We start from the raw sequence: 18,046 nt of genomic DNA, 5'->3' as shown, positions 1-18,046 counted from the left end.
TCACACCTGTTCCCATACCGAACACAGAAGTTAAGCCCTTCAGCGCTGATGGTACTTGGTGGGTAACTGCCTGGGAGAGTAGGTCGTTGCTGGTTTGGATTTGGGCGCATAGCTCAGCTGGGAGAGCACCTGCCTTACAAGCAGGGGGTCATAGGTTCGAGCCCTATTGCGCCCACCATTTAAAAAAGAATATTATGCGGGTGTGGCGGAATTGGCAGACGCACTAGACTTAGGATCTAGCGCTTACGGCGTGGGGGTTCAAGTCCCTCCACCCGCACCACTTTATTTGTATGGAGAAGTACTCAAGAGGCTCAAGAGGACGGTTTGCTAAACCGTTAGATCGGGTAACTGGTGCGCGGGTTCGAATCCCGCCTTCTCCGCCAGTATATAGAAGGATACCTATCATTCTTAGATGGGTATTTTTTTAGTTTATGGTAAATCATAAAATCTTAAAATTGTGGAAAACTAAACAGTGAAAAGTTATAGTTTGTAATTTTTTTTACAATAGATTGGTTTTTAATCAATTTTTGTGTTAAAATAGTGTGTTACTAATTTATTTGAGAGGAAGTATTCGATGATTCGAGAAAATATAAGAAATGTAGCAATTATCGCCCATGTTGACCATGGAAAAACTACATTAGTAGATGAGATGTTAAAACAAAGTGGGACGTTTAGAAGCAATGAACGTGTAGAAGAAAGAGTAATGGATTCCAATGATTTAGAAAAAGAAAGAGGTATTACAATTCTTTCAAAAAATACATCTATTATGTATAATGATGTAAAGATAAACGTAGTGGATACACCTGGACATGCTGATTTTGGTGGAGAGGTAGAACGAATTATGCAAATGGTGGATGGGGTATTATTATTAGTTGATGCATATGAAGGACCTATGCCACAAACAAAATTTGTATTAAGAAAAGCTTTAGAATCAGGATTAAAGCCGATTGTTGTTGTAAATAAAATCGATAGACCTGAAGCAAGAACACCAGAAGTTTTAGATAAAGTATTAGACTTGTTTATTGAGTTAGATGCAGATGATGCGCAATTAGATTTCCCTGTAATCTATGCTTCTGCAAAAAATGGGATTGCAAAATATGAGATTAAAGAGGCAGATCAAGATATGACGCCACTCTTTGATATGATCATAAAAGAAGTTCCTGCACCTGAAGGAATTTTAGAGGATGGATTGCAGCTAAGAATTTCTTCTATTGACTATGACAAATATGTTGGTAGAATTGGTATTGGAAAAATCCGTAGAGGATCTATTAAGAAAAATCAAGAAGTGGTTCTATGTGTTGCGGATGGAACATTCAAAAAGTTTAGAGTGAGTAAACTCTATACTTATGAAGGATTAAAAAAGGAAGAAACTGAAGAAGCACAATTTGGAGAAATTGTTGCACTAGCTGGAAATGATGAGATAAATATTGGGGAAACAATCTGTTCAACAGAAAAGGTAGAACCCCTACCTTTTATAAAGATTGATGAACCTACTATTGCTATGACTTTTATTGTAAATAATAGCCCTTATGCAGGTAGAGAAGGAAAGTTTGTAACAAGTAGACATCTAAAAGATAGATTAGAAAAAGAGCTTCTATCTAATGTATCTTTACGTGTAGAAGAAACAGATTCTGCAGATTCTTTTAAAGTATCGGGTCGTGGAGAATTGCACCTATCTATCTTAATTGAAAATATGAGAAGAGAAGGTTATGAACTATCGGTATCTAGACCAGAGGTAATCCTTAAAAAGATTGATGGGAAAACATGTGAACCGATGGAGCAGGTAACTATTGATGTTCCAGAGGAATATATGGGTGTTGTTATTGAAACACTAGGACAGCGAAAAGGTGAAATGACCAATATGGTTACGAATGCGAATGGATCAGTAAAACTAGAGTTTAATATCCCTGCAAGAGGCTTGATTGGGTACCGTTCTCAATTTATGACAGACACACGTGGAAATGGTATAATGAACCATATATTTGCAGGATATACATCTCATAAAGGGGAAATTCCTACAAGAACAAAAGGTTCTTTAGTAGCTTTTGAAACAGGTACGGCTGTAGCCTATGGATTATTTGGGGCACAAGATAGAGGCAATCTATTCATTGGACCAAATACAGAAGTGTATGAAGGCATGATCGTTGGAGAAAATGCTAGAGCAGGAGATATTATTGTAAATGTTTGCAAGCGTAAGCAGCTTACAAATGTACGTGCTTCTGGATCTGATGACGCAGTAAAACTTGTGCCTATAATGCCAATGTCTTTAGAGCAAGCATTGGAATTCATTGCTGAAGATGAGTTGGTAGAAGTGACACCAGAAAGTATTCGTCTAAGAAAAAAAATATTAGATAAGCAGCAACGTGCGAAATCTGGATCTAGAAATTAACAAAAAATCAGGGAGCCTATTTATGTACTCCCTGATTTTTTATATGTCCTTTGTTATTATCTACAATAATGGTGAAAATAATCTTGATATGGATTCTTTTACTTTATTGAGGAGCGGCCTTTTTAGATAGAATTCTAATTGTATTTCCTCACTATCCGCTACATCTATTAAGAAATTTCTTTCAAGATCTTCGATAATAGACGGTTCATATATAAAAGCGTTTATTTCAAAATTTATCTGAAAGCTTCTTATGTCTAAATTTGCTGTGCCTACGGATGCTGCTACCCCATCTACAAGCAGTACTTTTGCGTGGATAAACCCTTTTTTATATCGGTATACCTTAACACCAGCTTCTAATAATTCTTCAACATTTGACATGGAAGCCCAAAATACGGTTTGATGATCTGGTTTATCTGGAAGAATAATACGTACATCTACACCGCTGAGAGCAGCTGTCTTCAATGCCATCATTATACTTTCTCCTGGAACAAGATAAGGGGTATTAATCCATATCCGATCTTCCGCAGAAGAAATGGTGGAAAAATAAGCTTGCATGATAGATTCCCAATCAGAATAAGGGCCACTTGCAGTAATCTGTATTAATTGTTCTCCGTAATAGGAAAGTTTCGGAAAATAAAAATGATTAAAATCAATTTCCTGTTTACTTACAAATAACCAATCCATTAAGAAAATATTTTGTACGCCATAAACAGCCTCGCCTTCGACTTTCAAATGGCTATCTCTCCAAAAACCTAAATTAGGATCTTTTCCTAAATATTCATCTCCAATATTTAAGCCACCTAAAAATCCTATTTTACCATCGATCACAATAATTTTCCTGTGATTCCTATAATTTAATTTTCTACTGAGCAAAGGGAAAACTACAGGAGAAAAAGCATGAATCTCTACACCTGAGTTTTGCATTTCTTGCAAATAATTCTTGCTCAATCGCCAGCTTCCTACACTATCATAAATAACCCGAACTTCTATCCCTTCTCTGGCCTTTTTCATGAGAAGATTTTTGATGATTGTACCAATATGATCCTCTTTTATAATAAAGTATTCTAAATGAATATGATGGCGTGCACTTTTTAATGAAGTAATAATGGATGCAAAAGTTTCATTCCCGTTGGTTAGTACATTTAGCTGATTATTAACGGTAAATGGCGTTTTTGCACTATTTAATATTAAATGAATCAATCTTTTTTTTACGAAACTTTCACTATCTTTGAACAATGCGTTATCTTTTATCGCTTCTTTTTGAATATTTGCGATTTGTTCAAAATATGGAAAGTCTCTTGTTTCTTTATTTTTAAATATTTTTTTCTTTCTAACATTTTGACCCATAAATAAATAGAGTATAAATCCTACAATTGGAATTAATACAAGGATCAATATCCATGCAATGGTCTTTGAAGGATTTTTATTCTCCATAGAAATAAGTAGAGCAATAAAAAAAGTATATATAGTAAATACAGTACCTATGTATTTTTTTAATGACATAAGCTGAATTGAAAAGCCTTCCAGCAAAAATATATTTGTAAATGGACTGATTTTAAAAAGGGCGCCCTTCGTAGGAGATAGTTTTTCAATACTTATTGCATTTACTTGTAAAGTGAAAAGGAAAAGGATCAAAATAATACAGATCCATACGCTATATTTATGATTTTGACGCAATTTATGTATCCTCCTTTCCAACAAAAATAAACTATATTGTTATTATACGCAAAATTGATAGATTTGTTTAGAGATAAGAAAAAAATAAATCAATAATATTGTGAAGATATTTTTTCTTATGTCTAAAAGAATAGGATATATGATATAATTTCTTTGGTGACAGATGGAAGAAAGTGAGTGATAGCAATTGAAAAATAATTTATTGAAGGGATCCTTACTTGTAATATTATCTACATTTGCTTATGGAAGCATACCCATGTTATTTCAATTATCTTTTCAAGAAGGGTTAAATGTTTCTAGTATACTTTTTTTTCGATTTTTTATAGCAACGGTTATTATATGGATCTATATTTTTGTAAGAAAGGTCCCATATAAAACTACAACGGGACACTTTTTATACTTATTTGTATTAGGAGGCATTGGTTTTTTAGGGACAGCTTTCTTTATAGGGGTAGCCTATACGTATATTTCAGGATCATTAGCTACAATTATATTATTCACCCATCCAGCAATGATTTCATCTTATGAAATATTTATATTAAAGACAGGAAAAGACGCAAGGAAAATTTTTGCACTTATTCTTTCGACTACAGGAATGGGATGTGTTGTTTGGAGTGAAGATATGCATATCAATATGATGGGGATAATGCTTAGTTTGCTTGCTGCTATTTGCTATTCTTTTTATGCACTAGGATTAGATGAAAGGAAAACAAAAGCCATGCATTCTGTAGCTGTATCGGGTTATATATCATTTTCATGTTTAGTTGCCTATTTGATACAGGGTATTATTTTTCATAATATTATCATTCCTACAACGACTAAAAGTTGGGGCTATATTATTTTCTTAGCAATATTTTGTACTGTATTTGCTACAATTGCATTTTGTAAAGGGGTTCAGATAATAGGACCTAGTACTTCGGTCATTATTAGTACATTTGAACCAGCTGTTGCATGCTTGACAGGATTCTTTGTTATAGGAGAAAGATTAACTACATCTATAATTTTAGGAGGAATCCTTATTTTATCAGCAATATTTATGTTGCAAATTCCTGAAAAAAGGATAGATAAAATTTTTTCGTAAAAAAGAAGTTTATAAAATAATGAACCAGCATTTTGCTGGTTTATCATTTTAATGTTTTAGTGCCATTTCAACACATAAGCCTCTACCGATTATTTTCACATCTTTTATAGATTTTGTAATACTTTTCATTTCATGATGATAAGAAATTAGTTCAACTTTATTTCCTTCTATTCTCTTTACTTTCATAACCTTTTTCTTTCCTTCATATTCAATCAAAGAGAATGAATTGTTTACCAATTCTTGATTTAAATAAATAAATATTTTATCTCCCTTACAAATTCGAAAGCCACTTAAATTTTCATTAGGGATTTCTACATAGATCAATTTTTCAGGATGAAAACCATCTACTTTTTTATCAATAATGGGGAAAGCTTTGTGGCCCTTAATTTGTTTCATTTCCATATCATATATAGGCACTTTTTTGATGATATTAGACAATGCATCTTCCCACTGACTTAGGGGGGTAACAGTTTTTCTTATTTGTGAAACTTCTATTTTTTCGGATTTTTTTATAACTTCTTTTTTTTCTTCAGGTTCTAAACTGATATCTTCATCTAAATTTTTTCCTAAGATTTTTGATAATTGGTTTAATTGTATTTCGTTGATAATCTTTTTGCCGCTCTCAATATCTAAAATATAAGATTCCCCGATACCACATTTTCTTGCCAACTGTTTTGGAGAAAATCCCTTTTTTAGTCGCTCTTCTTTGATGCGATCTCCAATTCTGCTCATTCTTATCACCTCATAAAATATTTATACGCATAAATACATTGCAACATACTTCTTTGAAAAAGTCAATTGAAAAATTCATATAAAAAAGAGAAGCTTGAAAGCTTCTCTTTATGGCATTAATATTTTTTTAACCCGTCTATCAATTCAGTGATCACTTCTTTTACGGATTTAATTTCATGGATCTTATGAACCTTTGATCCTGCAAAAGCAAAGCCTTTTTCAAGATTCCCTCTTTGTGCCTGAATGAGTGCATCAGCGATACAATAGAGGGTTTCCTTTGGATTACATGGTTTTAAGCAATTTACACATTTTATACCTTTAGGTTTACCATACTTATAGACTCTTTCTACAAAGGCGTTTCTAATGGCTCTGCCAGGCATTCCTACAGGACTTTTGATGATCATAATATCTTCTTCTTGTGCATCAATATAGGTTTGTTTAAATGCATCTGAAGCATCACATTCATGGGTAGCTACAAATCGCGTAGCCATTTGTACACCTGAAGCGCCAGCGCTTAAAATTTCACCAATGTCTTTACCATCATAAAGACCGCCTCCTGCAATAATAGGAATTTTTCTATTATATTTTTCTTCAAAAGGCTTAATGGCTTCTAATACTTCTTTTACGATATTTGCAAGAGAAAAATTTTCAGTATCAGTAAGCTGTTCAATAGAAAATCCTAGATGACCACCTGCTTCAGGACCCTCAACGACAATGGCATCAGGCAAATAGTCATGCTTCCGATCCCATTGTTTACAGATAAGTTTTGCAACTTTTCCAGATGAAACAATAGGGGCTATTTTTGTAAAAGAATCTTTTACAAGGCTAGGTAGCTTCATAGGCATACCAGCACCAGCGAAAATAATATCTACCTTTTCTTTTACAGCTACTTTCACCATATCTTCGAAATTAGTAAGGGCCGTCATAATATTTACACCGATGATTCCATTCGGAGCAAGTTCTTTTGCCTTTTGAATGTGGTAGGCTAAACCATCCATATTTGCTTGAAATTTATCTTTACAATAATTTTCTAAGTTGAAACCGGGTTCAACACCGGAAATTACGCCAATGGCACCACAATTTGCTACAGCTGCAGCTAAGCGCGATAAAGAGATGCCAACACCCATGCCGCCTTGTACAATAGGAACCTTAGCAATTAGATCCCCTATTTTTAATTCAGGTATATTCATTTCAACACTCCTCTGTAAAATACATACTTAGAATTATTATATACCAAAAGGTGCTATTATACAAATAACTTCATGGGTGTTTATGAAGTTTTTATTAGAATCCAGAAACGACAGATCCATCAAAGGTTTCTTCAATAAATTTTTTGATTGCTTCTGATTGATAAATCGCAATAAATTGTTTTACTTTTTCGGAATCCTTGTTATCAGGTCTTGCAGCAATAATGTTTACCCAAGGAGAATCTTTTGATTCTATAAATATAGAATCTTTAACAGGATTGAAGCCCGCCTGCATCGCATAGTTGGTATTGATTGCAGCAACGGATACATCTGGGAGAGAATGGGCAACCATTGGTGCATCAAGTTCTATAAATTCAATATTTTTAGGGTTGTCAACAATATCTGCTATAGTCATATTCAAGTCAGTACTATCTTTTAGTTTGATGATATTGGCAGACTGTAAAAGAATGAGTGCACGTGCTTCATTAGTCGGGTCATTGGGTAAAGAAATCTTATCGCCTTCTTTTAATTCATCAAGAGATTTCAATTGGTTAGAATAAATACCCATAGGGAAATTAACCGTGGATGCTACATTGACCAAATCCATCTTATGATCCTCATTAAATTTACTTAAATAAGGGGTATGTTGAAAACTATTGATATCGATTTGCTTTTCAAATACTTGAACATTTGGTTGTGTATAATCATTAAAAGAAACAATTTCAACGTCTAATCCTTTTTCTTTGGAAAGTTCTTTAACTTTTTCTACAATTTGTTCATGGGGACCCGCTGTAACGCCTACTTTTAGTGGTGTATCTTTTACGTTTTCTTTAGAAGTACATCCTGTGATGAAAGTAAAAGTAAATAGAATGGATAAAAAAACAAATAGAAATTTTTTCATGAAAAATAACCCCTCTCTTTTTTAAAAAATTTGAGCAACAGAAATATCAAATAGAATGTTTTGATATTTCGTTGGAGAAATTCGTATATGGTATTAGCTACATGCGAATTTTTTATTTCTATAAAGGCGCCTTATAAAAATAAAAAAGCCTTTCTGAGTTATAGAAAGGTTTTGAAAACAAACGATTCCATCTTTCAGAATAAAATTCTGCAGGATTTAGCACCGAGTACATTTTAAATGCCGGTTGCTGGGTTTCACAGGGCCAGTCCCTCCACCACTCTGGATAGAAAATATGCAGTTGTAATTGAAATTAATTATAAATGATAGACATGGAAACTGTCAATGGAAATTTAAGTTTTCTAAAAAAAACTTTTTTGAATGAAGAATTATTTTAATGAAAGTGATAAATAATTGAGTTTTTTATTTAAAGTTGGGTATTTTATATGTAGAAATTGTTTGAGAGGAGATTATTATGGTAGAGAAAAGAACAGGAATCGTTACAATGGCAGGAAATGCGGTTACATTATTAGGAAGAGAAATAAAAGTTGGAGATGTAGCGCCAGATTTTACAGTGATCAAAAATGATATGAAGTTTTTTTCATTAAAGGATGCAGGGGATAAAGTAAAAATTATTAGTGTAGTGCCGTCTCTTGATACAGGAGTATGTGAGTTTCAAACTACCCACTTCAATCAAGAAGCAGCTTCTTTAGGTGATGTAGCAATACTAACGATCAGTGTAGATCTACCCTTTGCACAAAAAAGATTTTGTAGTGCGAAAGGGATTGATGCAGTGATCACTCTTTCAGACCATAAAGATTTATCTTTTGGTTTAAATTATGGATTTGTGATTGAAGAACTGAGGCTTTTAAGCAGAGGTATAGTAATTTTAGATAAAGAAAATAAGGTTACCTATGTAGAGTATCTCACAGAAGTAACGCAACATCCTGATTATGATAAGGCTATGGAAGAAGTGAAGAAATTATTATAAGAAAAATGCCCATTATTTGGTGGGCATTTTTCTTATAATGCATAGCGATTACTTTTTCAGGCTGTATAAATGCCACAGCATGACAGCATCTTCTATATCCATTTCGAAATCCCCTCCTATTGGTAATAATGGAACGTTCTTACAAGGCCTCTCTTTTCTAATTTTTATATATTGACATATCATTAAAAGATAAATTTTTAACACTTACTTTCCTGCATTTTCTCTTATTTATAAATATAATTGTAATATATAACTATCATACAATTTTATAAAAAGGATGTAAATAAGAGAAAATACATGGAATTTCAAAACTTCTTTATAGAAATAAAAAATTCTAAATATTCCTTGCAAATGACGGAAATAAGGTATAATATAAGTGTAAAATAAGGTCGAAAAATAAAGAATGATAAAATAATAACCAATAGCTTTGAAAAGGAGGCTTGTATTTATGGAATATGTCGAAAGGTTAATGGAAAAAAGAGATGAATTGATAGATAAATATGCTGCTATCGTACTAAAAAATGATTTAACAGAAAAAGAAAAGCAAGAAAGGAGAAGTATAAACGAAGAGATTATTTATATAGATTTTGAAATTGAAAAAGCAAAGAAGGAAATATAGATCCATTAGAGAAAAACCTGAGTAGAATTTACTCAGGTTTTTGAACTTGATCCACATTTTCTTCACAGATAGGAGGTGTACTTTCTTCAGGTATTGGGGTTTCGACAGGCACTTCAGTAGGTATTTTTTTCAATAATACAGCCGCTATCTTATTGCCACAATTAGAACAGTATTTTGCATCTACATCAACTTCATGGTCGCAATTACTACATTTAATAATCCCTTTTAAAGATTCAATTTTTAGTCCATATTCGTTTATTCTTTCTAATGTACTTTCTAATTCGATGACAGCAGAGGACACATTTTGTGCTAAATCCATGGTAGGATTTTCTTCATAAGCTGTATACAACTCTTTACCTAAGATATAATAGAGTTCATCTACTCTTCCCAAATCTTTCGATAGCGCTATTTTTGCCTTTGTTAATTCTGTAACATCTGAAGAAATTTCTTTGATGGCTTTTGTACGGTCAAGCATTCCTTGTTTTACTTTGTTTAATAGATTCATAAAGATTTCCTCCTAAAATATGTGTTTATTAAATTAATATTTTTAGGAATGAATATTATGCCTAAAAATATAAAATTATATAAAAAATCCCTTCTCAATAAATTTGAGAAAGGATTTGAATAGATTATGCGATTTTTCCTTTTTCTGTAGATGGAAGCTTCTCCATTGTAATCCCTGTATAACCATAGAAAATGGATACAAGTGGGTTAAGCCAATTGAGGAATGCATAGGGTGCGTATGCGAATGGATGAATGCCTAATGTGGTATACATAAAGTTACCACAAGTATTCCAAGGAATGAAAGGTGAAGTGATGGTTCCAAAGTCTTCAAGACATCTAGAAAGATTCTTTGGATGTAAACCTTTCTCATCGTATGCATCTTTAAACATTCTACCAGGAACAACGATTGATAAATATTGGTCCCCTGTTGTAAGGTTACAGAAAATACAAGTTACAAATGTGATAAATACGAGAGAACCTGTACTAGCTGCTAATTTTAATAATTGTTCAACAATTGCATGAAGGATACCTGTTTTCTCCAAGGTTCCGCCCATAGACATCGCGAGTAAAATTAATGATACAGTCCACATCATACTATCGAGTCCACCACGAGATAATAAGCTGTCGATTGCTTCTACGCCTGTTGATGCTTCAAATCCATAGTGAGCAGCATGGATAATTTCAGTCATACCTGCACCTTGGAATATGAACGCAAATAAACCACCTAATATTGTTCCACCAATAAGTCCAGGAAGCGCAGGCACTTTAAAGATTACCATTGCAATAACTAAAACCGGTGGGAGTAATAATAACGGATTAATAGTAAAGTTCGCACTAAGCGTGTCTAAAAATGAATTGATTAGAGCAACATCAAGTTCTTTGCCAGCATATTTAAACCCTAAGATTCCAAATAATACACAAGAGATAATTAAACTAGGACCTGTCGTATAAACCATGTGCTTGATATGATCAAAAAGATTCGAGCCAGCCATAGCAGGTGCTAGGTTTGTTGTGTCAGAAAGCGGTGACATTTTATCACCGAAGTATGCGCCAGAGATGATTGCACCTGCAACGATGGGTGCTGGAATACCAAGACCAGCGCCTACACCTAATAGCGCAATACCTATTGTACCAGCAGTAGTCCATGAACTTCCTGTTGCAAGAGATACAATCGCACAGATGACACAAGTTGCGATTAAGAAGATACCTGGAGAGATAATTTTTAAACCATAATAAATCATTGTAGGAACAACCCCTGCTAAAATCCAAGTACCGATGATACAACCAACCACCATAAGAATTAAAACAGATTGCATAGCCATTTTGATCGTTTCAATAATACCTTCTTCAATGAAGCTCCATGAATAGCCAGCTCTTATGGCAACTAAACTTGCAAATACAGTTGTTGCAATAATTGCCATGTGAGGATCCCCTTCGAAATACTTTAATGTGCTAACGAGTGATACTACTAAAAAGGCGATGACAATTAGCGCTTCTCCAAAACTGATTTTTCTTGCATTTGATGAGTCCATTCAATTTCCCCCTTTAATAAATTTTTGCAAAACAGAAAGAACATAAAAATAATAAAAAAATTTATCAAACTATAAGCATTATATCACAAGAATTGTAGCGTGATCAAGCAAATAACCAGAATTGTTAAAATGTAGAAAAAATTTATAAAAATGCAAAGCTGAAATGATGATATTGCAAAGCGGAGAAAAATCGAAATATAGATAAAAGAATATTTATTCATTAACAGGATAAATATTCCTTTTATAATAGATTGACATACCTATATACCTATGTTAATATGGCTAATGATAATTATAAATAAAAAATAACTTGTTGTGTCTTAGAGGTTGCGATGTATCAAAAGTACTATGCAGTAGGGATTGGAAACTGTTGATAGCATAGGAAAGGGAGCATCGCCGAAATATATAGGTCTACCTAAGCCTATGTATTGGGGCTGTATTGAATAAATACGGTACTGTCGCTGATAGATTGCCCAGTTTGTCAGCGAGGCGCTATTTCACACGGGGTGAAAGTTATATTCTGCTGAAAAAACAGCTAGGAGTATCTTTTGCTCTTAGCTGTTTTTGTTTTATAAACTTTGGAAGAATATGTGTATATGTGACATTCATATGAGGCAATTAGGAGGGAAAAGTATGAAGACAGTAGTGCAAAAATATGGAGGGACATCTGTAGGTGGCATTGAAAAAATTCAAGCTGTAGCAAAAAGAGTAGCAGAGAGAAAGAATAAAGGGGATCAAGTAGTAGTTGTACTATCTGCTATGGGAAAGACAACAGACAAATTAATCAGCATGGCAAAAGAAATATCCGCTACCCCTACAAGGAGAGAATTGGATATGCTTATGTCAACGGGAGAACAAGTTTCTATCTCTCTTTTATCTATTGCTTTAAATGAAATGGGTTATGAGTCTATCGCGCTTACTGGATTCCAAGCAGGGATAGAGACACAAGGGTACCATACAAAAGCGAAAATACAAAATATTGATGTGGAAAAGGTAAAAAACTATTTAAACGATGGAAAGATTGTAGTGGTTGCAGGATTTCAAGGAATGAATGAAAATGGAGATATTACAACGCTAGGAAGAGGCGGGTCGGATACAACAGCAGTAGCGCTAGCTGCAAAACTTGAATGTGTATGTGAAATATATACAGATGTAGATGGCATTTATGCTGTTGATCCAAGGTTATTTCCTACAGCGAAGAAACTCGATGTAATCAGTTATGAAGAAATGTTAGAAATGGCAAGTTTAGGTGCGGGGGTTATGGAAACAAGAGCAGTGGAAATCGGACAAAAATTTGGGGTCCCTATGTATGTAGCGTTAAGTAGTGGAAAGTGGCCAGGAACTTATATAAAGGAGTTTGATGTGACGATGGAAAGCAAAGCAATTACAGGTTTATCTGTAAGTGATAAGGATTTAATGGTAACGGTGAATCATGTACCTTATAATAGTCAAAACATATCTATGATCTTTCAAGAATTGGCGAAAAAAGACGTGAATATTGATATGATCAGTCAAACAGCACCTTCACATGGAATGGTGAATGTATCTTTTACAGCAACAAAGACCGATGAGGATATTGTTTTAGAGATTATGGAAACGCTAAAGGAAAACTTTAAGGATATTGAGATTGATATAGAAAGGGATATTACAAAATTATCTGTTGTGGGTATAGGCATGAGAAGTCAATCAGGAGTGGCAGCAAAAATGTTTAAGATATTTGCTGATCACAATATTGGCTTTAAGCAAGTTACTACTTCTGAGATTAGAATATCCTATACAATTGCAACAAAGGATGCCCAAAGAGCCATTGAAGAGGTGGCAAAAGAATTTGATTTATAAGTATATAAAATAACTGCTTGTCCTATATAGGACAAGCAGTTATTTTTCATTATGAACGTTTTATTTATAGAAAAGGAATTTATTCTCAAATTGCTAAAAATTTAACATGAAAAGGGTTTCAATTTTTTTTTATAAGGTGTATAATCTGAGATAGAGAAGATGAATATAAGGGGGGGCAGAAATGTCTTATGAATCTATCAAAATTGAGCAACAAGAAAGAATAGCTATATTGAAGCTAAATAGACCAAAGGCATTAAATGCATTAAATTCTGAATTATTAAAAGAATTAAATTGCGCCGTAGATCGGTTAGGATCAGATGAGAATATAGATGTTATTATTATAACAGGAGAAGGAAAAGCATTTGTTGCAGGAGCAGATATTTCGGAAATGAAAGATCTAGGTGCAGAAGCAGGGCGAAGATTTGGAAATTTAGGACAGAATGTATTTAGAAAAATTGAAAAGATGGAAAAACCAGTTATTGCTGCAGTCAATGGATTTGCATTAGGCGGTGGATGTGAATTGGCAATGTGTTGTGATATGCGTGTTGCTAGTATGAAAGCGAAATTTGGACAACCAGAAGTCGGATTAGGAATTATCCCAGGATTTTCAGGAACACAAAGATTAGCAAGACTTGTAGGGATAGGGAAAGCCAAGGAATTAATATTTACAGCAGATATTATTAAAGCAGAAGAAGCTGAAAAGATCGGTCTTGTAAACAAAGTAGTAGATGCTGAATCATTAATGGATGAAGCAATAAATTTAGCAAAAAGAATTGCTAAAAATGCACAGTTAGCTGTAAGATATGCAAATGTTGCTATAAATAGAGGCATTGAAACAGATATTGAAACAGGCATTGAAATAGAAGCTGATTTATTTGGATTATGTTTCGCAACTAAAGATCAAAAAGAAGGCATGAATGCTTTTATAGAAAAAAGAAAAGCGATATTTAAAAGCGAATAATAAATTTATGATCATAAATTTAGAGTTATAGATAAATGTGTTATTTTTATAATAAATATTTACATAGAGGGGGTAATTATATGAAAAAGATTGGCGTTTTAGGAACAGGGACGATGGGTGCTGGAATTATTCAGGTTTTTGCAGAAAAGGGTTATGAAGTTTGCATGCGCGCGAGAAGAGAAGAGTCTGTAGCGCGAGGCATTAAAACGGTTACAAAAAATTTAGATAGAAGTGTTAAAAAAGGTAAAATGACAGAAGAACAAAAACTTGAAGTTTTATCAAGAATTCATGGTTCTACAGAACTTGAAATTATCAAAGATTGTGATTTGATTATAGAGGCAGCGACAGAGAATATGGAAGCAAAGAAAAAATTATTTGCTGAATTAGATCAGCTTTGTAAACCTGAAGTGATTCTTGCTACAAATACGTCTTCTCTTTCCATTACAGAAATTGCAGCAGCAACAAATAGACCAGATAAGGTAATTGGTATGCATTTCTTTAATCCTGTGCCAGTAATGAAGCTTGTTGAGATCATTAAAGGTCTTGCAACTTCAGAAGAAACAAGAAGTAGTATTGTGGAACTTACAAAAGAAATTGGAAAAACGCCAGTAGAAGTTGAGGAAGCGCCAGGATTTGTTGTAAATAGAATTTTAATTCCTATGATTAATGAAGCTGTAGGGATCTTAGCAGATGGCGTAGCAAAAGCTGAAGATATTGATGAAGCAATGAAACTAGGTGCAAACCATCCAATTGGCCCACTAGCGTTAGCAGATCTCATTGGAAATGATGTAAACCTAGCAATCATGGAAGTATTATATGAAGAATTTGGTGATTCTAAATATAGACCACATCCATTACTTAGAAAAATGGTTAGGGCGAACTTATTAGGAAGAAAAACGGGTAAAGGATTCTATGATTATAATAAATAGAAATTGTTATAAAAATTAATTAATAAAATAGCGGACTATATTGCATTTGATAAATTTGATGTGATATAGTCTTTTTTAATTGAGAATTTTATGAGTGATTCTGAAGGAAGCGTTATGTGATACGATCATGCACAAGAGAAATATAAGCATAATGAAATAGATATTTTCATATATTGTTGGAGATAGTGAGCAGTTGCAGATGATAAAGTATTTTATATTGATATGTATGAACGTTGTAAGTTGGTTGTTAGTCATCAAATTGTAAATGAAGTAGAAAAAATAATGAACTGTTTCAACACGGTTTTGTAATATAATTTTAATTTAGAAAATAAAATGGTATATGATACAATAAGTTCAGAAAAACCTCTGAAAGGAGAAAATCATGAAAAGTTTTCTTAAAATATTTTCAATTGCTTTTGTCTGTTTTGTTGTAGCTATCGGCGCAGGATTATGGGCTTTTTCTAAATTTTATAATCCATCTACGGATGTGGTAGTAAGTGACGAAGGGAAAAAGGAATCTATGAGTATTGTAGATAGCAATAAAGAGCTAGAAACAGAGGCGAAAAGTGAGTTAGAAAAACTAATTGAAAATAGTAAACGGAAGAATATGTTGCTATTAGGAATGGAGGGGGCAAGAACAGATACGATTATGTTTGCAAGCTTCGATCCAGAAAGCAAAAACTTAGATTTAGTATCTATACCAAGAGATACGTATTACAGTCGAAAAGGACATAGTGCTGCGGATAAGAAAAAAATAAATGCTGTATATGGAGATGAAGGAACAGACGGAACCATCCGGGCGATTAGCGATGTATTAGAAGGTGTACCAATCGATTATTATGTAAAGATAACCTACAGCGGGGTAGAGAGAATTGTAAATTCACTAGGCGGTGTTAATGTAAATATACCCATAGATATGGACTATGATGATCCTTATGCAGAGCCACCACTACACATACATCTAAAAAAAGGAGAACAAGTTCTTGATGGCAAGCATGCACTACAATTTTTAAGATTTCGAAAAAGCAATAATGGTGGCGGTTATCCAGACGGCGATTTAGGACGAATAAAGGCACAACAGCAGTTTATGAAAGCTTCCCTTGGAAAGGTTTTAAGCTTTAAGCTTCCAGTTGTTGCAAATACAGTTATTAAGTATGTAAAAACAAATATGGATTTATCAGATATTGGAGTAATGGCAAAGAATGCAATAGGTATGACGAAGGGGAATTTGAAAACATATTCTCTTCCAGGAAAATCAACGACACAAAACCATGCTTCCTATTTTTTACACGATCAAGATGCGGTAGAAAATCTAATGAAAGAAATATATAGAAGTGGGAAAGAGTAGTATGGTAGGATACTACTCTTATGATTGTATAAAAATGGATTATATAGATAAAATATGATTATATGGAAATTATAAAAAGTATAGCGCGCGAGAAGGGTTTTCTTTGTGATATATAGAATAATAATAGCTAATATAGATATAACATAGGAGTGGAATAGGCGTGGAATAGGAGTGGAGCGAAATGAAAAAAAGAAATATAGGTGTTATTTTTGGTGGTTTTATGATTGTTGCACTAATCAGTGGCGCTGTCACTTTTTTTATGCTATCTCAGCAGCAAAGCAAAAATGAAAAGAAAGCAGAACAGTTGATGAATCAAAATATAAAAGATGATAGAGAAGAGAATCCTGTTATGGGAATGAAAGAAATACTAGATCAGGTAGATGAAGCTTATTTAGAATCGTATTTAGGAGCCAGCAATATTGTGGAAATAAATGATAAAGATTTAGGCATTATTGTTGCCCAACTAAAGAGTTTAGATTTAAAGTTATTGATGAAATCAGACAAGCTTGTTGAAGATATAGAAGGATATAATAAATGTTCATATGGTATTCACATTAAAAATAAAAATATAAAAATAAAAGTAAATGAAAAATATGTAATTATAGAGGATATACAAGGAGGAACCCAGTTCTTTGAAGGGGATACGGATCAGTTAAATCGGTTAAATGAAGAAATAAAAGCTATCTATATGAGTAAATATAGTGCTTTAGAATTATTTAAAGATGTTAAAAGTCTATGGATTGAAGCGAAGGATGAACAGCAAAAATGGGTAGTGGAAGAATTGGGAATCGAGAAATTACTACGGAACATAGAATTGATTGCGCCAGTAGATGAAAAGGATATGATTGGTGTTGTAAGTCAATATCCAGATTATGATATAAACATAGAAACGAATGAAAAAAACTATAAAGTGCATCTTATGAATGAAGAAACCGTGAGTTTAGATACAGCAGACAGTTATGCATATTACCGATGCGATCCTAAATTATGGAAATATATTCATGATACATATCCTATAAAGCTTAAGGATGATGCTGATGAATTTAAGGTTTTATTAAAGACTTCAAAGATTATAGTAGATGATCTAGATGATCAATTTGATTTTGAAGATGATACTTATTATAATGTGGAAATACCAAGATGGATTATACAGATAAATAAGAAACAAGTTGAAGACATTACAGACGAAGAGGACTTGATGTATCATATAAAATTTATGATGGATGGAGAAATGATCGAAGCAAAGATTTATGAAAATTATATTATTTATAAAGGAAAAAACTATTATAGTGAAAAGATTGGAGAAATTATAAAAAGTGGATTAAGCGTATAGAAATTATTGGATTTAAAATAAAACTC

15 protein-coding genes, 3 tRNA genes, 1 rRNA gene and 2 riboswitches are annotated in these 18,046 nt (G+C 33.1%); of the genes, 13 read left to right on the top strand and 6 right to left on the bottom strand.

Annotated elements, in window-relative coordinates:
- The 5 genes from rrf to typA form a co-directional block, all read left to right on the top strand.
- A 5S ribosomal RNA gene (gene rrf / locus EV214_RS13705) occupies positions 1-95 on the top strand; the annotation flags it as partial.
- A gap of 7 nt (positions 96-102) precedes the next feature.
- Positions 103-178 (top strand) — tRNA-Val (locus EV214_RS13700).
- Between the two features lie 18 nt (positions 179-196).
- Positions 197-280 (top strand) — tRNA-Leu (locus EV214_RS13695).
- A gap of 12 nt (positions 281-292) precedes the next feature.
- Positions 293-383, top strand: a tRNA-Ser gene (locus EV214_RS13690).
- A gap of 191 nt (positions 384-574) precedes the next feature.
- Positions 575-2,389 carry a translational GTPase TypA gene (typA, locus tag EV214_RS13685; protein ID WP_132246731.1) on the top strand — a complete coding sequence of 605 codons (1,815 nt, stop codon included), beginning with the start codon at positions 575-577 and terminating at the stop codon, positions 2,387-2,389.
- A 60-nt stretch (positions 2,390-2,449) separates the two neighbouring features.
- On the opposite strand, the gene cls is transcribed toward typA, so the two are convergent.
- On the bottom strand, positions 2,450-4,066 hold the full coding sequence (gene cls / locus EV214_RS13680) for a cardiolipin synthase (protein ID WP_243116671.1): 1,617 nt from the start codon (positions 4,064-4,066) through the stop codon (positions 2,450-2,452).
- 187 nt (positions 4,067-4,253) lie between these two features.
- Here cls and EV214_RS13675 point away from each other — a divergent pair, with 187 nt between their 5' ends.
- Positions 4,254-5,147: a DMT family transporter gene (locus tag EV214_RS13675; protein ID WP_132246729.1), complete on the top strand. Its 894-nt coding sequence runs from the start codon at positions 4,254-4,256 to the stop codon at positions 5,145-5,147.
- 48 nt (positions 5,148-5,195) lie between these two features.
- Here EV214_RS13675 and EV214_RS13670 read toward each other — a convergent pair whose 3' ends face one another.
- From EV214_RS13670 to EV214_RS13660, 3 genes are all read right to left on the bottom strand, one after another.
- The gene (locus EV214_RS13670) at positions 5,196-5,879 is read right to left on the bottom strand and encodes a helix-turn-helix domain-containing protein (protein WP_132246727.1); all 684 of its coding nucleotides are present in this window, start codon (positions 5,877-5,879) and stop codon (positions 5,196-5,198) included.
- Between the two features lie 116 nt (positions 5,880-5,995).
- Positions 5,996-7,069: an NAD(P)H-dependent flavin oxidoreductase gene (locus tag EV214_RS13665; RefSeq protein WP_132246725.1), complete on the bottom strand. Its 1,074-nt coding sequence runs from the start codon at positions 7,067-7,069 to the stop codon at positions 5,996-5,998.
- A gap of 94 nt (positions 7,070-7,163) precedes the next feature.
- The gene (locus EV214_RS13660) at positions 7,164-7,967 is read right to left on the bottom strand and encodes a MetQ/NlpA family ABC transporter substrate-binding protein (protein WP_132246723.1); all 804 of its coding nucleotides are present in this window, start codon (positions 7,965-7,967) and stop codon (positions 7,164-7,166) included.
- 184 nt (positions 7,968-8,151) lie between these two features.
- A riboswitch (SAM riboswitch) is annotated at positions 8,152-8,257 on the bottom strand.
- A gap of 182 nt (positions 8,258-8,439) precedes the next feature.
- Between EV214_RS13660 and tpx the strand changes: the two genes are divergently transcribed.
- Positions 8,440-8,955 carry a thiol peroxidase gene (gene tpx, locus EV214_RS13655; protein WP_132246721.1) on the top strand — a complete coding sequence of 172 codons (516 nt, stop codon included), beginning with the start codon at positions 8,440-8,442 and terminating at the stop codon, positions 8,953-8,955.
- 448 nt (positions 8,956-9,403) lie between these two features.
- Positions 9,404-9,574 carry a hypothetical protein gene (locus EV214_RS18795; RefSeq protein ID WP_165916374.1) on the top strand — a complete coding sequence of 57 codons (171 nt, stop codon included), beginning with the start codon at positions 9,404-9,406 and terminating at the stop codon, positions 9,572-9,574.
- Between the two features lie 28 nt (positions 9,575-9,602).
- Here the strand turns inward: EV214_RS18795 and EV214_RS13650 are convergent, their stop codons facing one another.
- Positions 9,603-10,079: a zinc ribbon domain-containing protein gene (locus tag EV214_RS13650; protein WP_132246719.1), complete on the bottom strand. Its 477-nt coding sequence runs from the start codon at positions 10,077-10,079 to the stop codon at positions 9,603-9,605.
- A gap of 124 nt (positions 10,080-10,203) precedes the next feature.
- Positions 10,204-11,610, bottom strand: a complete 1,407-nt coding sequence (gene nhaC, locus EV214_RS13645) for a Na+/H+ antiporter NhaC (RefSeq protein ID WP_132246717.1) — start codon at positions 11,608-11,610, stop codon at positions 10,204-10,206.
- A 313-nt stretch (positions 11,611-11,923) separates the two neighbouring features.
- Positions 11,924-12,113: riboswitch (Lysine riboswitch) on the top strand.
- 130 nt (positions 12,114-12,243) lie between these two features.
- On the opposite strand from nhaC, the gene EV214_RS13640 reads away from it, so the two are divergent.
- The 5 genes from EV214_RS13640 (at position 12,244) to EV214_RS13620 (ending at position 18,020) form a co-directional block, all read left to right on the top strand.
- Entirely contained in the window at positions 12,244-13,449 is a 1,206-nt protein-coding gene (locus tag EV214_RS13640; RefSeq protein ID WP_132246715.1) for an aspartate kinase, read from the top strand.
- A 181-nt stretch (positions 13,450-13,630) separates the two neighbouring features.
- On the top strand, positions 13,631-14,410 hold the full coding sequence (locus EV214_RS13635; protein WP_132246713.1) for a short-chain-enoyl-CoA hydratase: 780 nt from the start codon (positions 13,631-13,633) through the stop codon (positions 14,408-14,410).
- 80 nt (positions 14,411-14,490) lie between these two features.
- Positions 14,491-15,339, top strand: coding sequence for a 3-hydroxybutyryl-CoA dehydrogenase (locus EV214_RS13630; RefSeq protein WP_132246711.1), 849 nt, complete (start codon positions 14,491-14,493; stop codon positions 15,337-15,339).
- Positions 15,340-15,721: 382 nt separating this feature from the next.
- On the top strand, positions 15,722-16,687 hold the full coding sequence (locus EV214_RS13625; protein WP_132246709.1) for an LCP family protein: 966 nt from the start codon (positions 15,722-15,724) through the stop codon (positions 16,685-16,687).
- Between the two features lie 181 nt (positions 16,688-16,868).
- Positions 16,869-18,020 carry a hypothetical protein gene (locus EV214_RS13620; protein ID WP_132246707.1) on the top strand — a complete coding sequence of 384 codons (1,152 nt, stop codon included), beginning with the start codon at positions 16,869-16,871 and terminating at the stop codon, positions 18,018-18,020.
- Positions 18,021-18,046 lie beyond the last annotated feature (26 nt).

It is taken from the genome of Marinisporobacter balticus (assembly GCF_004345705.1).
In the GTDB taxonomy this organism is placed as follows: domain Bacteria; phylum Bacillota; class Clostridia; order Peptostreptococcales; family Thermotaleaceae; genus Marinisporobacter; species Marinisporobacter balticus.
The sequence above is the reverse complement of the archived record's forward strand: the minus strand, read 5'-3'. Positions and strand labels throughout refer to the sequence as shown.